Genomic DNA, 14,358 nt, shown 5'->3' on the forward strand with positions numbered 1-14,358 from the left:
AGCCGGCTTCAACCCGCTGCCAGCGCGCGGCCGATGAGGATCTTCTGCACCTCGCTCGTGCCCTCGTAGATCTGCGTCACGCGCACGTCGCGGTAGATGCGCTCCACGGGGAAGTCGCTCAGGTAGCCGTAGCCGCCGTGAATCTGGATAGCCTGCGAGCAGACCTTCTCGGCCATCTCGCTGGCGAACAGCTTGGCCATCGCGGCCTCCTTCAGGCAGGGTCGGCCGGCGTCCTTCAGGCTGGCCGCATGCCAGATCAGCTGGCGCGCGGCCTCGATCTGCATGGCCATCTCGGCCAGCATGAACTGCACCGCCTGGTGCTCGAAGATGGGCTTGCCGAAGGTGACGCGGTCCTGGCTGTAGCGCAGCGCCGCCTCGAACGCCGCGCGCGCCATGCCCACGCTCTGCGACGCGATGCCGATGCGCCCGCCCTCCAGGCCCGACAGCGCGATCTTCAGGCCCTGGCCCTCCTCGCCGAGCCGGTTGGCCGCCGGCACGCGGCAGTTCTCGAACAGGATCTGCGCCGTGTCGCTGCTGTGCTGGCCCATCTTCTCCTCGATGCGCGCGACCGTGTAGCCAGCACTGTTCGTCGGCACGACGAAGGCGCTGATGCCCTTCTTGCCGGCCGCCTTGTCGGTCACGGCCATGACGATGGCCACGTCGCCGTGCTGGCCGCTGGTGATGAACTGCTTGACCCCATTGAGCACGTAGTCATCGCCATCGCGCACGGCCGTGGTCTTGAGGCCACCAGCCTCGGAGCCCACATGCGGCTCGGTCAGGCAGAACGCACCCAGCATGTCGCCGCGCGCCAGCGGCTTGAGGAAGCGCTGCTTCTGGTCGTCGTTGCCGAAGGCCATCAGGATGGAGCACACCGGGCAGTTGTTGACGCTGACCACCGTGCTGGTGCCGCCGTCGCCCGCGGCGATCTCTTCGAGGATGACCGCCAGGGCGAGGTAGTCCAGCCCCGCACCGTCCCATTCGGCGGGCACGGCGACGCCGTAGCAGCCCAGCGCGGCCAGGCCCTTGAGCTGCTCGGCAGGGAAATGATGGGCCTTGTCCCACGCGGCGGCATGGGGCGCGATCTCGGCCTGCACGAAGGCGCGGATGGCGTCTTGCACGGCGAGGTGGTCTTCGGGTAGCAGCATGTCGGGCTCGACCTCTGGATTGGCGGTGGCGCCATTGTCCTTGCGCCAGACCCGCGCGGCCTCAGCGCCGAGCGGCGATCAGGCCCGGCCGCCCTTCAGCAGCAGGGTGCCCCGGCCCACCACGCAGGGGTGGGCGTTGCGCACCGTCGCACGACCGTCCACATGGGCCAGCCAGCCGCCCAGCGACGCGCTCCATTCCACCGTCGCCACATGCCAGCGCAGCACCAGCTCCTGCTCCGCGAACACCGGCGCCTTGAAGGCGAAGTTGAAGTTCAGGCACAGCAGCTCGCGCTGCTGGCCATCGTCGCTGCGCGAGAAATGGCTGGCCACCAGGCCGATCATCTGCGCCGTGGTCTGCTGGCCGCTGGCGATGATCTCGCCGTGGCGGGCGCGCTGGGCGGCCTGCACGTCGTGATGCAGCGGGTTGGTGTCGCCCGTCAGCCGGGCAAAGGTGGCGATGTCCTCGCGGGTGAAGCGGACGATGCGCTCGCAGGTCTCACCCACCTGGATCAGCACGATGGTCGACGACGGGGCCTTGGGAACGGCGATGTCCATGGCGGGTACTTCTTGCTTGTTGGCTTCGTCAGAACACCCTGGCTCGCCCCGACACGGAGCGAGCCGGGCGAGGGCCCGGCCGTGAGATTAGCGCAGGCCGACCCGCCGCCGTGTCACCAATCCAGGCGTTGCCCGTCGTAATTGAAGAAGCTGCCCGTGTCTGCCGGCTTCACGCTGGCCAGCACGGTGCGCATGCCGGCGATGCTGGTGGGCGCGTCGATGTCGGCGCCCGAGCCGCCCATGTCGGTCTTGACCCAGCCGGGGTGGAAGCTGATGACGGTGGCCTTGCCCGCCAACACCAGCGAGGCGTCCTTCATCACCGAGTTCACCGCTGCCTTGGACGCGCGGTAGAGCCAGCCGCTGGTGCTGGTGCGCAGCGCGATGGAGCCCATGCGCGACGAGATCAGCGCCAGGCGCGCGCCGGACGCGAGGTGGTCGGCGATCTGCGCCAGCACGCGCATGGGGCCCAGCACGTTGGTGCGCATGACGGCGTCGAAGTCGTCCGCCGTGGGTGCATCCAGCGCGTCGGCGCGCGGGCCGAAGACCCCGGCGTTGATGACCACCACGTCGAAGCGCTCGCCGTCGATCTGCCAGGCCAGGCCGGAGACGCTGGCGGCGTCCAGCAGGTCCAGCTTCAGCGGCTTGGCACCCAGTTCCGTGAGCCGGGCCGCGCCGGCGTCGTCGCGCACGGTGGCGGTGACGCGCGCACCGGCAGCGCGGTACTGGCGGACGAATTCGAGACCCAGGCCGCGCGAGGCACCGATGATGAGGACGTTCATGGTGGGGTCAGTGCCAGTTTGGCGGCCAGGGCCGTGAAGAGCCCCGCGCCGCCGAGGTTGAGGCCGCGCGCCACCCAGGGGCGCGGCGTGCTGCGACGCAGCGGGGTGACGAGAGCGACCAGCGCCAACAGGAACAGCAAGCCCTGCACGATGAACCAGGCGCCGAGAAACAGGAAGGCCAGCGTCTTGTCCGGCGCGTCCGCCGCGATGAACTGCGGCAGCAAGGCGAGGAAGAACAGCGCCACCTTGGGGTTCAGCGCGTTGGTGAAGAAGCCCTGGCGCGCGGTGCGCCACAACGACACGGGTGCCGCGCCCGGGGCCGCTGCCGGCGCAGGCCTCAGCCCCGCGCGCGCCATGCCCCAGGCCACGTAGAGCAGGTAGGCCGCCCCCGCGTACTTGACGACGGCGAACGCCTCGGCCGAGGCCGCCAGCAGCGCCGCCAGGCCGAAGGCCGCCGCACCGGTGTGCAGCACGCAGCCGGCCATGATGCCCGCGGCCGCCGCCACGCCCTGGCGCCAGCCGCCGCGCAGCGTGCTGGCGACGGCGTAAGCCATGTCCACGCCCGGCGTGGCGTTCAGCACGAACACCGTCGCGGCGAACAGCGCCAGATCGTGGGTGCCGAGCATCATCGCCCGCCGGGCCGCCCCAAGGGCGATGGCGCCCCCTCGGGGGGCAGCGAACAAAACGCGCGTGGCGGCGTCATGCCGTCAGAGCAGTTCGACGGCCAGCGCCGTCGCTTCGCCGCCGCCGATGCACAGCGCCGCGACGCCCTTCTTCAGGCCGCGCTTCTTCAGCGCGCCCAGCAGCGTGACGACGATGCGCGCGCCGCTGGCGCCGATGGGGTGGCCCAGCGCCACGGCGCCGCCGTGCACGTTGACGATCTCGTGCGGCAGCTTGAAGTCGGCCATCGCCGCCATCGTGACGGCGGCGAAGGCCTCGTTGACTTCCCACAGGTCCACCTGGCCTGCCTGCCAGCCGGCCTTGGTGAGCGCCTTCTGGATGGCGCCCGCGGGCGCGGTGCTGAACCATTCGGGCGCCTGCGCATGCACGGCGTGGCTGGCGATGCGGGCGACCGGCGTGAGGCCGCGCGCCTGGGCGGTGCTCTCGCGCATCAGCACCAGCGCCGCGGCGCCGTCGGAGATGCTGGAGGACGTGGCGGCCGTGATGGCGCCGTCCTTCTTGAACGCGGGCTTGAGCGTGGGGATCTTGTCGAGCTTGGCCTTGAAGGGCTGCTCGTCGAACTTGACGACGGTGTCGCCCTTGGCGCCGCTGATCGTCACCGGCGCCATTTCCCAGTCGAAGCTGCCGTCCTCGTTGGCGGTCTTGGCGCGCTGCGTGGACGTGATGGCGTACTGGTCCATGGCCTCGCGGCTGAAGCCGTACTTGGCCACGCACTGTTCGGCGAACACGCCCATGGCCTTGCCGCGCTCGTAGGCGTCTTCCAGGCCGTCCAGCGCCATGTGGTCGTACATCTGCGCCACGCCGTACTTCACGCCCTTGCGCGCGAACATCAGGTGCGGCGCGTTGGTCATGCTCTCCATGCCGCCGGCCACCATGACCTCGGCCGAGCCGGCCGCCAGCATGTCGTGGGCGAACATCACGGTGCGCATGCCGGAGCCGCACATCTTGCTCAGCGTCACGGCGCCGGCCGAGTCCGGCAGGCCGGCGCGACGCAGCGCCTGGCGGGCGGGCGCCTGGCCCTGGCCGGCCATCAGGCAGTTGCCCATCAGCACCTCGTCGACGGCGTCGCCGGGCACGCCGGCGCGCGCCACCGCAGCCTTAATGGCCACGGCGCCCAGTTCCCAACCTGCGAGGCTGGAGAAATCACCCAGCAGGCCGCCGATGGGCGTGCGGGCAGCGGAAACGATGACGATGGGGTCGGACATGGCGGTGCTCCGTGGATTGATTCAGGTCCGCCATTCTGAGCGATCAATTGACGTGCGCGTCAATTGCCGCCCAATGCCGCAGTCGCCCGGGTGGGCTTGGCGGTCATGCCGCCGGGGGCTCAGCGGTAGAAGGCCTCGACCTCGCCCTTGAGCTTGATGCACAGCGGCCGGCCCTTGCGGTCCAGCGTCTTGCCGGCGGGCACCTTGACCCAGCCTTCGCTGATGCAGTATTCCTCCACATCCGAGCGCTCCTTGCCGTTGAAACGGATGCCGATGTCATGCTCGAAGACGGCGGCGACGTGGTGGGGGCTGCGCGGGTCGGCGCTGAGGTGGTCGGGCAGCGGGGGGCGGGTGTCGGTCATGGAGATTGAGGCAAGAATTGCAGCCGCCGATTGTCGCCGCGCCGGGTTAACCCGCCGTGCCATGCGGCACCCGGTGCGCAAGCCGCGACACTCGCGGCCAGAACCCTTTCAGGAGGACCCATGTTGAAGACCACCCGCCGCACGGCGCTGAGCGCGCTGGCCGCCGCCGGCCTCGCCCTCGCCGGCACGTTCGCCACCGCCGCGCCCGCCGCGACCGCCACCGCCACGGCAGCCGACCGCTGGCAGATCCCCGTGCACGTGAAGACCCTGGCCAACGGTCTGACCGTCGTCGTCTCGCCCGACACCAGCAGCCCCACCGTGGGCATCAGCGTCGTCTACAAGGTCGGCATGCGGCTGGAACCCAGGAACCGCACCGGCTTCGCCCACCTGTTCGAGCACCTGATGTTCCAGGGCACGCCCAAGGCGCCCAAGGGCGTGTTCGACAAGGTCATTACGTCCGGCGGCGGCAACAACAACGGCTCGACCCGCCCCGACTTCACGAACTACATCGAGACGGCGCCGTCCTCGTCGCTGGAGTCCATGCTGTGGCTGGAGGCCGACCGCATGACGATGCTGGACCTGAACCCGGTGTCGCTGAAGAACCAGCAGGACGTGGTGAAGGAGGAGATCCGCGTCAATGTGCAGAACCAGCCCTACGGCGGCTTCATGTGGCTGGACATCTCGGCGCTGGCCTTCGACAAGTGGGAGAACGCCCACGACGGCTACGGCAGCTTCGTCGACCTGGAGAACGCCAACCTCGACGACGTGCGCGCCTTCCACCGTGATTTCTACGGCCCGAACAACGCGGTGCTGTCCATCGCCGGCGACGTGACGCCCGCGCAGGGCTTCGCGCTGGCCGAGAAGTACTTCGGCAAGATCCCCGCCCGCCCCACGCCCAAGCCCAGCGATTTCACCGAAGGCCTGAACACCAAGGAGCGCCGCCTGACCCAGCCCGACAAGCTGGCCCAGGTGCCCGCCGTCGCGGCGGCGTGGAAGCTGCCTGGCCGCGGCAGCAAGGACCAGGCGCCCTTTGCCGTGCTCGGCCAGTTGCTGGCCGGCGGCGACGCGTCGCGGCTGTACCAGGGCCTCGTCAAGGGCCGTGAGCTGGCGCTGAACGTGGATTCGCTCTACGGCCTGACCGGCGTCTGGGAATACGACGGCCCCAGCCTCTTCACCGTGTTCGCCCTCTACAAGCCCAACACCACGGCCGACGCGCTGCTGGCCGGGGTGGACGAGGAGATCGCCCGCATCGTCAAGGAAGGCGTCAGCGACGCCGAGCTGAAGAACCTGAAGACCGCGCTGCTGGCCGACTGGTACAACGACGTGGAGATGTTCCTGCGCCGTGCCGACCGCCTGGCCAAGCTGCAGGCGCTGTGGGGCGACGCCAACGTCGTCAACCAGGTGCCGGGCTGGATCGCCGCCGTGACCTCGGCCGACGTGCAGCGCGTGGCTGCGGCCTACCTGACGACCGCCAACCGCTCGGTCATCGACCGCAAGCCCGTCGCGATGCTGCAGGCCCAGGCCGCCGCCCAGCCTGCGTCGCAAGCGGCCTCCCAGGCCGCGCCCAAGCCCTGATGCCGAAGGAACGATGACGATGAAAACCGCTAACTCCGCCTTCCGCCTGGCACTGGTCGCCGCCGCCTGCGCGCTGGCCGGCGCCGCCCAGGCCGCCACCGTGGCCCTGCCCGCCGAGCTGCCGCCGTTCGGCCAGGACAAGCCGCTGACCGTCCCCCAGATCACGCAGCAGACGCTGCCCAACGGCCTGCAGGTCTGGGTCGTGCCGCGCACGGGCATCCCGCGCGTGGACTTCGTGCTGGCCGTGCGGGGCGCCGGCTTCGGTGCCGACACGGCCGACGAGCCCGGCCGCGCCAAGCTGCTGGCCGGCCTGCTGTCCGGGGGCACCGCCAAGCTCAGCTCCAAGCAGATCGCCGAGGCCGCCCAGGCCATGGGCGGCGCGGTCGCTGCCAGCGCCAGCAACGACGGCATCAGCATCTCTGCCAACGCACTGGCCTCGCATGCCGGCGAGATGGCCCGGCTGCTGGCCGACGTGGCGCGCAGGCCGGCCTTCCCCGACAACGAGGTGCAGCTCGCCAAGACCAATGCGCTGCAGGGCCTGAAGTCCAGCAGCGCGCAGCCGGGCTTCCGCGCCGCCAAGGCGCTGGACGGCGCCATCTACGGCAGCCATGCCTACGGCCGCACGCAGGAGACGGAAGCCGCGATCAACGGCGCGACGGCTGAAGGCCTGCGTGCCGAGCATGCGCGGCGTTTCCGCCCCGACCGCGCGTTGCTGGTCGTCACCGGCCGCATCGACGCGGCGCAGGCGATGAAGCTCGCCCGAGAGGCCTTCGGCGACTGGAAGGCCAGCGGCGACGCGCCGGCCGAACTGGCAGCGCCGCCCGCCACCATGCCGGTGCAGCGCCTGCTGCTGGAGCGCCCGGGCAGCGTGCAGTCCACGCTGCGACTGGGCCGCCCCGGCATGGCCGCCAGCGGCGACGAGCAGGTCGCGCTGCGGTTGACGAGCACCATCCTGGGCAGCGGCTTCTCCAGCCGCATCAATCAGAACCTGCGCGAGGAGAAGGGCTACACCTACGGCGCGCGCGCCGGCGGCGTGTCGTCGCGCGTGGGCGGCGCCATCACCGGCGGCGCCGACGTGCGCAACGAGGTGACGGGCGCATCCATCACCGAGTACATCAGCGAGTACCGCCGCATCGGCGCCGAGCCGGTGCCCGAAGCCGAGATGGCGATGAACAAGCGCTACATGGCCGGCAGCTACCTCGTCAGCACGCAACTGCAAGGCTCGGTGGCTCGGCAGTTGGCGGGCAACTGGCTGGTCGGCCTGCCGGCAGACTTCCTCGGCAGGTTCGTGCCGGCGTTGCAGAAGGTCACGCCTGCCGAGGTGCAGGCCGTGGGCAAGAAGTACTTCAACCCGGACGAGCAGAGCTGGGTCGTCGTCGGCGACCCCGAGAAGATCGGCGAGCAGTTGAAGGCGTTCGGCGAGTTCAAGGTCTACAAGCCTTGAGCGAACGCGCGGGCGCCGGCAATCGAGGCCGGTGCCCGCGCCAAACGGTCAGACCCCATGGAGACACGATGCAACTGATGCGTTCCGCGTTGACCGTGGTGGCCGCGCTGCTGACCTTGCCGGTGCCGGCACAGCCCGCGCCGGCGGCCACGGTGTGCGAGGTGGCGCCCCCGGCTGTCCCCAAGGTCGACTGGTCCGGCCGGGCGGCGTACCAGGCGAAAGCCGTCGTCAAGGACGGGCGCGTGATTCAGGTCGAGATCCGCGCACTGACCGCCGGCGTGGAGCGCCGGGCGCAGCGTGCGCTGGTGACCGCGATCCAGCAGGCGCTGCGCGATGCGCCCTGCCAGCCCGGCGATCACGAGTTCGAGCAGCGCTTCACGTTCGACATCCCGCCGTCGGCGCCGGCCGCCAGCCAGGCCGCCAGCACTGCGGGTTAGCCCGCCCTGGCGCCTCGCCGCGACGGCCCCAGTTGCGGGCCATGTTCTTCTTTCTGCATCCCAGATCTGTGGTCGACCGCCGGCCGGTGGCCGAACAGTCCGTGCAGGTGCGGACGCCGGCCCTGCCCGTGCTCACCGAGGCCGGCGCGCGCGCCGTGACGCCGCTGCGGCAGCTGCCTGGCGACAAACGACCGGCCGGTTAGCGCGTGCGCCGCGGCGCACTCCTGCCGCGCAGCTGCGCACCGGCAGTTGCGCTGCCGCGCGTGGCGGGCTTGTCGGCCGCGGCCCTGGCGGGCTTGACCAGGCCGGTCTCGTCGGACACGGCCACGGTCTGGAACTCCGCCGCGTAGTGCTTGCGCATGCGCACCAGCTCGCGCTTGTACTTGCCCGCGAGCTGCTGCTTCTTCGCGTCGGTCAGCAGCCGGCCGGCGACGTGGAAGAACTTGGATTCCTCTTCCTTCAGGTGGTGGCGCACCTTGAAGCTCAGCTGCTTGGCGGTCGCGATCCAGCCGTCCTGCTGCTTGTCGCGCACCGACAGGTCTTCCAGCAGTTCGTCCACCTGGTGGTGCTCATGCAGCGCGTGGCGCGACGAATCGAGCCCACCGTCTTCCATCAGCAACGGCACATACAGGTACCGCTCCTCGGCCGCCGCGTGTGACATCAACTCGACCTTGAGCTGCAGGAACAGCAGCTGGCGCGCGGCCATGTCGCCGCGCGACGCGGTGAGCTTTCGGCACAGGTCGCGTTGCAAGTCGTGGCTTTCGCGGATGGCGTCGAAGATCATGCGGGGCTCCCTGTTCAAACGGATCGCGCATGGTGCGGCAGCACGCGCTGTCGCGTCTGTCAGACTGGGCCGCTTCGGCGCGCCGTCAGGCTGCCGCGGCGTAGCGCGCCTTGACGATGCCCAGCGCGCGCCGGTAGGCCGGCTCCACATCGGCGGGCGCGCCGGCGGTGAGCGCCAGGTCTTCCAGCAGGCCGTTGTGCAGGCCGTAGACCCAGCCGTGCACCACCACCTCCTGGCCGCGCTCCCAGGCGTCCTGCACCACGGTGGTGTGGCAGGCGTTGCGCGCCTGCTCCAGCACGTTCAGCTCGCACAGCGCATCGACACGCTGCGGCTCGGGCACGCCGGCCAGCCACTCGCTGTGCATGTGGCGCACGTCCTGCACGTGGCGGATCCAGTTCTCCACCAGGCCCACGCGCATGTCGTACAGCGCCGCGCGCACGCCGCCGCAGTTGCTGTGGCCCACGACGATGATGTGGCGCACCTTCAGGTGGTCCACGGCGAACTGCATGACCGACAGGCAGTTCAGGTCGGAGTGCACGACGACGTTGGCGACGTTGCGGTGCACGAACAGCTCGCCCGGCAGCAGGTCCACCAGCTCGTTGGCCGGCACGCGGCTGTCGGCGCAGCCTATCCACAGGTATTGCGGCGTCTGTTGCTTGAGCAGGCGCGAGAAGAAGCCGGGCTCGCGGGCTTCCGTGTCGGCGGCCCAGCGCTTGTTGTTGTCGAGCAGGTCCTGCAGCTCGTTGGTGTTCGTCGTCATGCCGGTATTGTCGCGGCGGCGGCCCAGTCGCGCAGCAGCGCCAGCGAAACGCCCATGCCGCCGCAGACTTCGACCAGCACGCGGCGGTAGGCGCGGGCGTGGCGGTCCACGGCCGCCAGGGCCGCGCCGCAGGCGGGCTCGACGAGCACGCGTTGCGCGTCGGCGAAACGCAGGCAGGCGGCGGTGGCCTCGGCGTCGCTGACCTGCACGGCGAGGGTGGGGTGCGAGCGTGCGCGGGCGAACGCTTCGGCCGCCACGCGGCGCGCGCCCAGCGACGTCGCGATGGACGTGATCGCGGGCAGGGTCACCCGTTCACCGGCCGCCAGGCTGGCCTGCAGACTGGCGGCGCCCTGCGTTTCCACGGCGATGACGGGCACGTCGGTCAAGCCGTGTCGCCGCAGGCCTTCGACGATGCCGCAGAACAGCCCGCCACCGCCGACGGCCGTGACGACCGCATCGAACCCCAGACCGGCCTCGACCACCTCGTCGATGAGCGTCGAATGCCCGGCCCACAGCAGCGGATGGTCGAAGGGATGCACATAGGCCGCGCCGCGCTCGGCGGCGAGCGTCAACGCAAAGTCGTGCGCCTCGTCCCACACGGCGCCATGGCGCAGCACCTCGGCGCCGCGCGCTGCCAGCCGCTCCGCCACCGCCGCACTGCTCGTCAGCGGCAGCACGATGGCCACCGGCAGACCGAGCGCGACAGCCGCGTGCGTCGCCGCGAAGCCCGCGTTGCCGCCGGAGGCGCAGACGATGGCGTTCGCGCCTTCGGCCGCCGCTTGCTGCACCAGCCGCCCCACGCCGCGCAGCTTGAAGCTGCCGCTGGGCTGCAGCGCGTCCATCTTCAGCCACACCTCGGGGTGGTCGAACAGGCCGGGCGCCGCGCGCAGCAGCGGGGTGTCGACGTGCAGCGGGTCCACGCTCACATCGTCTCGGCAAACAGCTCGCGGCCGATCAGCATGCGGCGGATCTCGCTGGTGCCGGCGCCGATCTCGTAGAGCTTGGCATCGCGCCACAGGCGGCCCAGCGGGTATTCGTTGATGTAGCCGTTGCCGCCGAAGATCTGCACGCCCTCGCCGGCCATCCACGTCGCCTTCTCGGCCGTCCACAGGATGACCGACGCGCAGTCCTTGCGCACCTGGCGCACGTGCTCGGCACCCAGCATGTCCAGGTTCTTGGCCACCGTGTACGCGAAGCTGCGCGCGGCCTGCAGCACGGTGTACATGTCGGCCACCTTGCCCTGGATGAGCTGGAACTCGCCGATGCTCTGGCCGAACTGCTTGCGGTCGTGGATGTACGGGACGACGTTGTCCATCACCGACTGCATGATGCCCAGCGGCCCGCCGGTCAGCACGGCGCGCTCGTAGTCCAGGCCCGACATCAGCACCTTGGCGCCGCCGTTCACGGCGCCCAGCACGTTCTCGGCCGGCACCTCGACGTTGTTGAACACCAGCTCGCCGGTGTGCGAGCCGCGCATGCCCAGCTTGTCGAGCTTCTGCGCGATGGAGAAGCCGGGCATGCCCTTCTCGATCAGGAAGGCCGTCACGCCGCGCGCGCCCAGCTCGGGTTCGGTCTTGGCGTAGACCACCAGCGTGTCGGCGTCGGGGCCGTTGGTGATCCACATCTTGGTGCCGTTGAGCAGGTAGTAGTCGCCCCCTGCGCCCGATTTCAGCTCGGCGCGCAGCTTCATGCTCAGCACGTCGGAGCCGGCGCCGGGCTCGCTCATGGCCAGTGCGCCGACATGCTCGCCGCTGATCAGCCTGGGCAGGTACTTCGCCTTCTGCGCCTCGTTGCCGTTGCGCTTGATCTGGTTCACGCACAGGTTGCTGTGCGCGCCATAGCTCAGGCCCACCGACGCGCTGGCACGGCTGATTTCCTCCATCGCGATCATGTGGGCCAGGTAGCCCATGTCCGCGCCGCCGTACTGCTCCGGCACGGTGATGCCCAGCACGCCCAGGTCGCCCATCTTGCGCCAAAGGTCCATCGGGAACTGGTCACTGCGGTCGATCTCGGCCGCACGCGGCGCGATCTCCTCGTCGGCAAACGCGCGCACCGCGTCGCGCAGCGCGTCGATGTCTTCGCCGAGTTGGAAATTGAGTCCGGGCAGATTCATGGGAGGTCTCCTGTGCGCCCGTGCGGCAGCCTGTCGTGCAGGACCGCGGGCGCTTTGATGGGCGTCTTGATTGACGTGAACGTCAACTGTAGCAAGCAGACCCGCCGTCAGCCGGCCTGCGCGTCCTGGACCGCCTGCGGCAGCAGCCGGCGCACCAGCGGGTGCGCGATCTTCTTGTCGGTGCCGACGGCGTAGAAGGCCTCCTCGACGCCATCGCAGTCGCCCACGCGCACCAGGCCGTCGTGCTCCACCAACTTGTCGCTCATCAGCGAAGCAGCCGGGAACACGCCCATGCCCGCGGCGCCGAAAGTGGCCAGCAGCGCACTATCCTCGAACTCGCCGGCGATGCGTGCGCGCACACCCTGCCGCTCCAGCCACTGGTCCATGCGTGCGCGCACCGCGGCGTGCGACGTGGGCAGCAGCAGCGGCACATCGGCCAGCGACGCGGGGTAGTCGCGCATGGCCGCTGCTGCCCATTGCGGCGCGGCGAACCAGGCCATCGGCGAGCTGCCCAGCGCATGGCTGTAGACGCGCAGGTTGGGGTTGGGGGGCGCGGGGCGGTCGGCCAGCACCACGTCCAGGCGGTGCAGCGCCAGGTCGCCCAGCAGGTCGTCGAACTCGTCCTCGTGGCACAGCAGGCGCAGGTGCGGCGTGTCGATGATGGGCTGCAGCAGCCGGTGCACGACCAGCTTGGGCAGACCGTCGGAGATGCCCACCACCAGCCGCACGGACGGCGAGGTGGCCGCATCGCGCACGCGCTCGGGCAGCGTCTCGCCGATCTGGAAGATCTGCTCGGCCAGCTCCAGCGCCGCCTGGCCGGCGTCGGTCAGCGCCAGGCCGCGGCCGGCGGGCTTCAGCAGCGCCGCGCCCAGCGCGTGCTCCAGCTCGCGCACCTGCGTGGAGACGGTCTGCACCGACAGACCCAGCTTGGTGGCCGCGCGGGTCAGGCCGCCCTCCTTGGCGACGGCCCAGAAGTAGTACAGGTGGCGGTAGCTGTAGGTCATGCTCATGGTGAACGCAGCAAGTTATCACGAAGAAATACTTCCTGATTCTCTGCTTTTATTTGATGGCTGCGCTGGTTAGCCTGCGCGTGTTTCTCTCTTTGGAGGTCTGCCATGCAAACCCGTCCTGCCGCCATTGCCGTCCCCTACGGCGCCGCCGTCGACCGAGGCACGGCGCACCGCGTGCTGCGCAACACCTACGCGCTGCTGTCGATGACGTTGCTGTTCAGCGCCGCCGTCGCGTGGGCCGCCGTGGCCTTCGCGCTGCCCGCACCGGGCATCATCCTGACGCTCGTCGCCTACTTCGGCCTGCTGTTCGGCATCCACAAGCTGAAGAACAGCGGCATGGCGGTGGGCCTGGTGTTCGCGCTGACTGGCTTCATGGGTTGGACGCTGGGCCCGCTGCTGACCCGCACGCTGGCGCTGCCGTCCGGCGGGCAGGCCGTCATGCTGGCGCTGGGCGCCACCGGCGCCGTGTTCCTGGCGCTGTCGGCCTACGCGACGACCACCAAGCGCGACCTGTCGTGGATGGGCGGCTTCCTGTTCGCCGGCATGATCGTCGCGGTGCTGGCCGGCCTGGCGGCGGTGTTCTTCGAGATCCCCGCGCTGGCGCTGACGGTTTCTGCCGTCGTGGCCCTGCTGTCGGCCGGCCTGATCCTGTACGAGACGCAGCAGATCGTGAACGGCGGCGAGACCAACTACGTGCTCGCGACCGTCAGCCTGTTCGTGTCCATCTTCAACCTGTTCACCAGCCTGCTGCACCTGTTCGGCTTCGCTGGTTCCGATGACTGAGTGCCCCTCGCCCAGTCCTGCGGCGCTGAACGCGCGCCAGGGCTGGTCGGTCCCCCGAGGGGACGGCGATGCTTGCGGCATTGAGCCGCAAGCACATCGCCAAACCGGCCGGCTTGGGAGCGGCCCTGCGCTCGGCCGAATCCAGGAGGTCGGCTCGTGAGCATGATGCGCGAGCTGGCCGCCCGGCTACGCGCCACCTCCGGCGCGCTGCCGCCCGGCCCGGTGCCGCTGGCCACGCTGGCCGAGGCCCACGGCGGCGCCTGGCAGGCCAGCCTGCTGGTGCTGCTGGCGGCGCCCTGCATGCTGCCCATCCCGGGCGTGGGCGTGGTGCTCAGCGTGGGCCTGGCGCTGCTGGGCCTGATGCTGCTGCGCCCGCAGCAGCATCACCAGTTGCCGGCGCGGCTGGGCCGGCTGACGCTGCCGCGCGAAGGCGCCACGCGCAGCCTGGCGCTGCTGGCGCGCTTCTACGACGGCATCTGCCGCCTCACCCGCCCGCGCATGCCCGCGCTGGCCGGCCCGCACGCGCGCTGGTGGTTGGGGCCGATGACGGTCGTCATGGCCGTGCTGATCTTCCTGCCCATCCCGTTCGGCAACCTGCTGCCGGCCGTGGCACTGATGCTGGCCGGCGTCGCGCTGGCCGCGCGCGACGGCCGATGATGCTGGCGTCGCTGGGCGTCGGCGCCAGCGCGCTGGCCTCCTCGGTCGCGCTGATGGCGCTGGGCTGG

The 14,358-nt window shown here is 70.4% G+C and carries 17 protein-coding genes; 6 read left to right on the forward strand and 11 right to left on the reverse strand.

The window, feature by feature from the left end:
• Window positions 1-8: 8 nt before the first annotated feature.
• The 6 genes from ACO07H_RS00825 to ACO07H_RS00850 all read right to left on the reverse strand — a co-directional run bounded on the left by ACO07H_RS00825 (window position 9) and on the right by ACO07H_RS00850 (window position 4,727).
• Complete coding sequence (locus tag ACO07H_RS00825; RefSeq protein WP_422010122.1) at window positions 9-1,145, reverse strand: acyl-CoA dehydrogenase family protein; 1,137 nt, start codon at window positions 1,143-1,145, stop codon at window positions 9-11.
• Between the two features lie 78 nt (window positions 1,146-1,223).
• On the reverse strand, window positions 1,224-1,700 hold the full coding sequence (locus ACO07H_RS00830) for a MaoC family dehydratase (protein WP_422010124.1): 477 nt from the start codon (window positions 1,698-1,700) through the stop codon (window positions 1,224-1,226).
• A gap of 113 nt (window positions 1,701-1,813) precedes the next feature.
• Complete coding sequence (locus ACO07H_RS00835; RefSeq protein WP_422010126.1) at window positions 1,814-2,479, reverse strand: SDR family oxidoreductase; 666 nt, start codon at window positions 2,477-2,479, stop codon at window positions 1,814-1,816.
• The gene (locus ACO07H_RS00840) at window positions 2,476-3,105 is read right to left on the reverse strand and encodes a LysE family translocator (RefSeq protein ID WP_422010128.1); all 630 of its coding nucleotides are present in this window, start codon (window positions 3,103-3,105) and stop codon (window positions 2,476-2,478) included. Before ACO07H_RS00840 ends, ACO07H_RS00835 begins: the two co-directional genes overlap by 4 nt.
• Window positions 3,106-3,186: 81 nt before the next feature.
• On the reverse strand, window positions 3,187-4,365 hold the full coding sequence (locus ACO07H_RS00845; RefSeq protein WP_422010130.1) for an acetyl-CoA C-acyltransferase: 1,179 nt from the start codon (window positions 4,363-4,365) through the stop codon (window positions 3,187-3,189).
• Between the two features lie 119 nt (window positions 4,366-4,484).
• The gene (locus tag ACO07H_RS00850) at window positions 4,485-4,727 is read right to left on the reverse strand and encodes a DUF3297 family protein (protein ID WP_422010132.1); all 243 of its coding nucleotides are present in this window, start codon (window positions 4,725-4,727) and stop codon (window positions 4,485-4,487) included.
• 120 nt (window positions 4,728-4,847) lie between these two features.
• Between ACO07H_RS00850 and ACO07H_RS00855 the strand changes: the two genes are divergently transcribed.
• From ACO07H_RS00855 to ACO07H_RS00870, 4 genes are all read left to right on the forward strand, one after another.
• The gene (locus tag ACO07H_RS00855) at window positions 4,848-6,302 is read left to right on the forward strand and encodes a M16 family metallopeptidase (protein WP_422010134.1); all 1,455 of its coding nucleotides are present in this window, start codon (window positions 4,848-4,850) and stop codon (window positions 6,300-6,302) included.
• Window positions 6,303-6,321: 19 nt separating this feature from the next.
• Window positions 6,322-7,746 (forward strand): M16 family metallopeptidase, encoded by a 1,425-nt coding sequence (locus tag ACO07H_RS00860; RefSeq protein ID WP_422010136.1) that lies wholly within the window; start codon window positions 6,322-6,324, stop codon window positions 7,744-7,746.
• A 77-nt stretch (window positions 7,747-7,823) separates the two neighbouring features.
• Complete coding sequence (locus ACO07H_RS00865; protein ID WP_422010138.1) at window positions 7,824-8,183, forward strand: hypothetical protein; 360 nt, start codon at window positions 7,824-7,826, stop codon at window positions 8,181-8,183.
• A gap of 41 nt (window positions 8,184-8,224) precedes the next feature.
• On the forward strand, window positions 8,225-8,386 hold the full coding sequence (locus ACO07H_RS00870) for a hypothetical protein (RefSeq protein WP_422010140.1): 162 nt from the start codon (window positions 8,225-8,227) through the stop codon (window positions 8,384-8,386).
• On the opposite strand, the gene ACO07H_RS00875 is transcribed toward ACO07H_RS00870, so the two are convergent.
• The 5 genes from ACO07H_RS00875 to ACO07H_RS00895 all read right to left on the reverse strand — a co-directional run bounded on the left by ACO07H_RS00875 (window position 8,383) and on the right by ACO07H_RS00895 (window position 12,850).
• A complete protein-coding gene (locus tag ACO07H_RS00875) occupies window positions 8,383-8,967 on the reverse strand; it encodes a hemerythrin domain-containing protein (protein WP_422010142.1) in 585 nt (194 codons plus the stop codon). The genes ACO07H_RS00870 and ACO07H_RS00875 overlap by 4 nt on opposite strands.
• Window positions 8,968-9,052: 85 nt before the next feature.
• Window positions 9,053-9,727: a carbonate dehydratase gene (gene can, locus ACO07H_RS00880; protein ID WP_422010144.1), complete on the reverse strand. Its 675-nt coding sequence runs from the start codon at window positions 9,725-9,727 to the stop codon at window positions 9,053-9,055.
• Window positions 9,724-10,647 (reverse strand): pyridoxal-phosphate dependent enzyme, encoded by a 924-nt coding sequence (locus tag ACO07H_RS00885; protein ID WP_422010146.1) that lies wholly within the window; start codon window positions 10,645-10,647, stop codon window positions 9,724-9,726. The genes can and ACO07H_RS00885 overlap by 4 nt, the downstream gene beginning before the upstream one ends.
• 2 nt (window positions 10,648-10,649) lie before the next feature.
• The gene (locus ACO07H_RS00890) at window positions 10,650-11,840 is read right to left on the reverse strand and encodes an isovaleryl-CoA dehydrogenase (RefSeq protein WP_422010148.1); all 1,191 of its coding nucleotides are present in this window, start codon (window positions 11,838-11,840) and stop codon (window positions 10,650-10,652) included.
• 107 nt (window positions 11,841-11,947) lie between these two features.
• Window positions 11,948-12,850 (reverse strand): LysR family transcriptional regulator, encoded by a 903-nt coding sequence (locus tag ACO07H_RS00895; RefSeq protein ID WP_422010150.1) that lies wholly within the window; start codon window positions 12,848-12,850, stop codon window positions 11,948-11,950.
• 105 nt (window positions 12,851-12,955) lie between these two features.
• Between ACO07H_RS00895 and ACO07H_RS00900 the strand changes: the two genes are divergently transcribed.
• Window positions 12,956-13,633 carry a Bax inhibitor-1/YccA family protein gene (locus ACO07H_RS00900; protein WP_422010152.1) on the forward strand — a complete coding sequence of 226 codons (678 nt, stop codon included), beginning with the start codon at window positions 12,956-12,958 and terminating at the stop codon, window positions 13,631-13,633.
• A gap of 162 nt (window positions 13,634-13,795) precedes the next feature.
• The gene (locus ACO07H_RS00905; protein ID WP_422011635.1) at window positions 13,796-14,290 is read left to right on the forward strand and encodes an exopolysaccharide biosynthesis protein; all 495 of its coding nucleotides are present in this window, start codon (window positions 13,796-13,798) and stop codon (window positions 14,288-14,290) included.
• Window positions 14,291-14,358: the final 68 nt, after the last annotated feature.

The organism is Roseateles sp., from assembly GCF_965229315.1.
In the GTDB taxonomy this organism is placed as follows: Bacteria; Pseudomonadota; Gammaproteobacteria; order Burkholderiales; family Burkholderiaceae_C; genus Pelomonas.

Coding starts and splice junctions, on each gene's coding strand:
- ACO07H_RS00830 (WP_422010124.1), bottom strand. CDS start 1,700: ATGGACATCGCCGTTCCCAAGGCCCCGTCGTCGACCATCGTGCTGATC.
- ACO07H_RS00905 (WP_422011635.1), top strand. CDS start 13,796: ATGATGCGCGAGCTGGCCGCCCGGCTACGCGCCACCTCCGGCGCGCTG.
- ACO07H_RS00855 (WP_422010134.1), top strand. CDS start 4,848: ATGTTGAAGACCACCCGCCGCACGGCGCTGAGCGCGCTGGCCGCCGCC.
- ACO07H_RS00845 (WP_422010130.1), bottom strand. CDS start 4,365: ATGTCCGACCCCATCGTCATCGTTTCCGCTGCCCGCACGCCCATCGGC.
- ACO07H_RS00890 (WP_422010148.1), bottom strand. CDS start 11,840: ATGAATCTGCCCGGACTCAATTTCCAACTCGGCGAAGACATCGACGCG.
- ACO07H_RS00875 (WP_422010142.1), bottom strand. CDS start 8,967: ATGATCTTCGACGCCATCCGCGAAAGCCACGACTTGCAACGCGACCTG.
- ACO07H_RS00835 (WP_422010126.1), bottom strand. CDS start 2,479: ATGAACGTCCTCATCATCGGTGCCTCGCGCGGCCTGGGTCTCGAATTC.
- ACO07H_RS00840 (WP_422010128.1), bottom strand. CDS start 3,105: ATGCTCGGCACCCACGATCTGGCGCTGTTCGCCGCGACGGTGTTCGTG.
- ACO07H_RS00895 (WP_422010150.1), bottom strand. CDS start 12,850: ATGAGCATGACCTACAGCTACCGCCACCTGTACTACTTCTGGGCCGTC.
- ACO07H_RS00850 (WP_422010132.1), bottom strand. CDS start 4,727: ATGACCGACACCCGCCCCCCGCTGCCCGACCACCTCAGCGCCGACCCG.
- can (WP_422010144.1), bottom strand. CDS start 9,727: ATGACGACGAACACCAACGAGCTGCAGGACCTGCTCGACAACAACAAG.
- ACO07H_RS00900 (WP_422010152.1), top strand. CDS start 12,956: ATGCAAACCCGTCCTGCCGCCATTGCCGTCCCCTACGGCGCCGCCGTC.
- ACO07H_RS00825 (WP_422010122.1), bottom strand. CDS start 1,145: ATGCTGCTACCCGAAGACCACCTCGCCGTGCAAGACGCCATCCGCGCC.
- ACO07H_RS00865 (WP_422010138.1), top strand. CDS start 7,824: ATGCGTTCCGCGTTGACCGTGGTGGCCGCGCTGCTGACCTTGCCGGTG.
- ACO07H_RS00860 (WP_422010136.1), top strand. CDS start 6,322: ATGAAAACCGCTAACTCCGCCTTCCGCCTGGCACTGGTCGCCGCCGCC.
- ACO07H_RS00870 (WP_422010140.1), top strand. CDS start 8,225: ATGTTCTTCTTTCTGCATCCCAGATCTGTGGTCGACCGCCGGCCGGTG.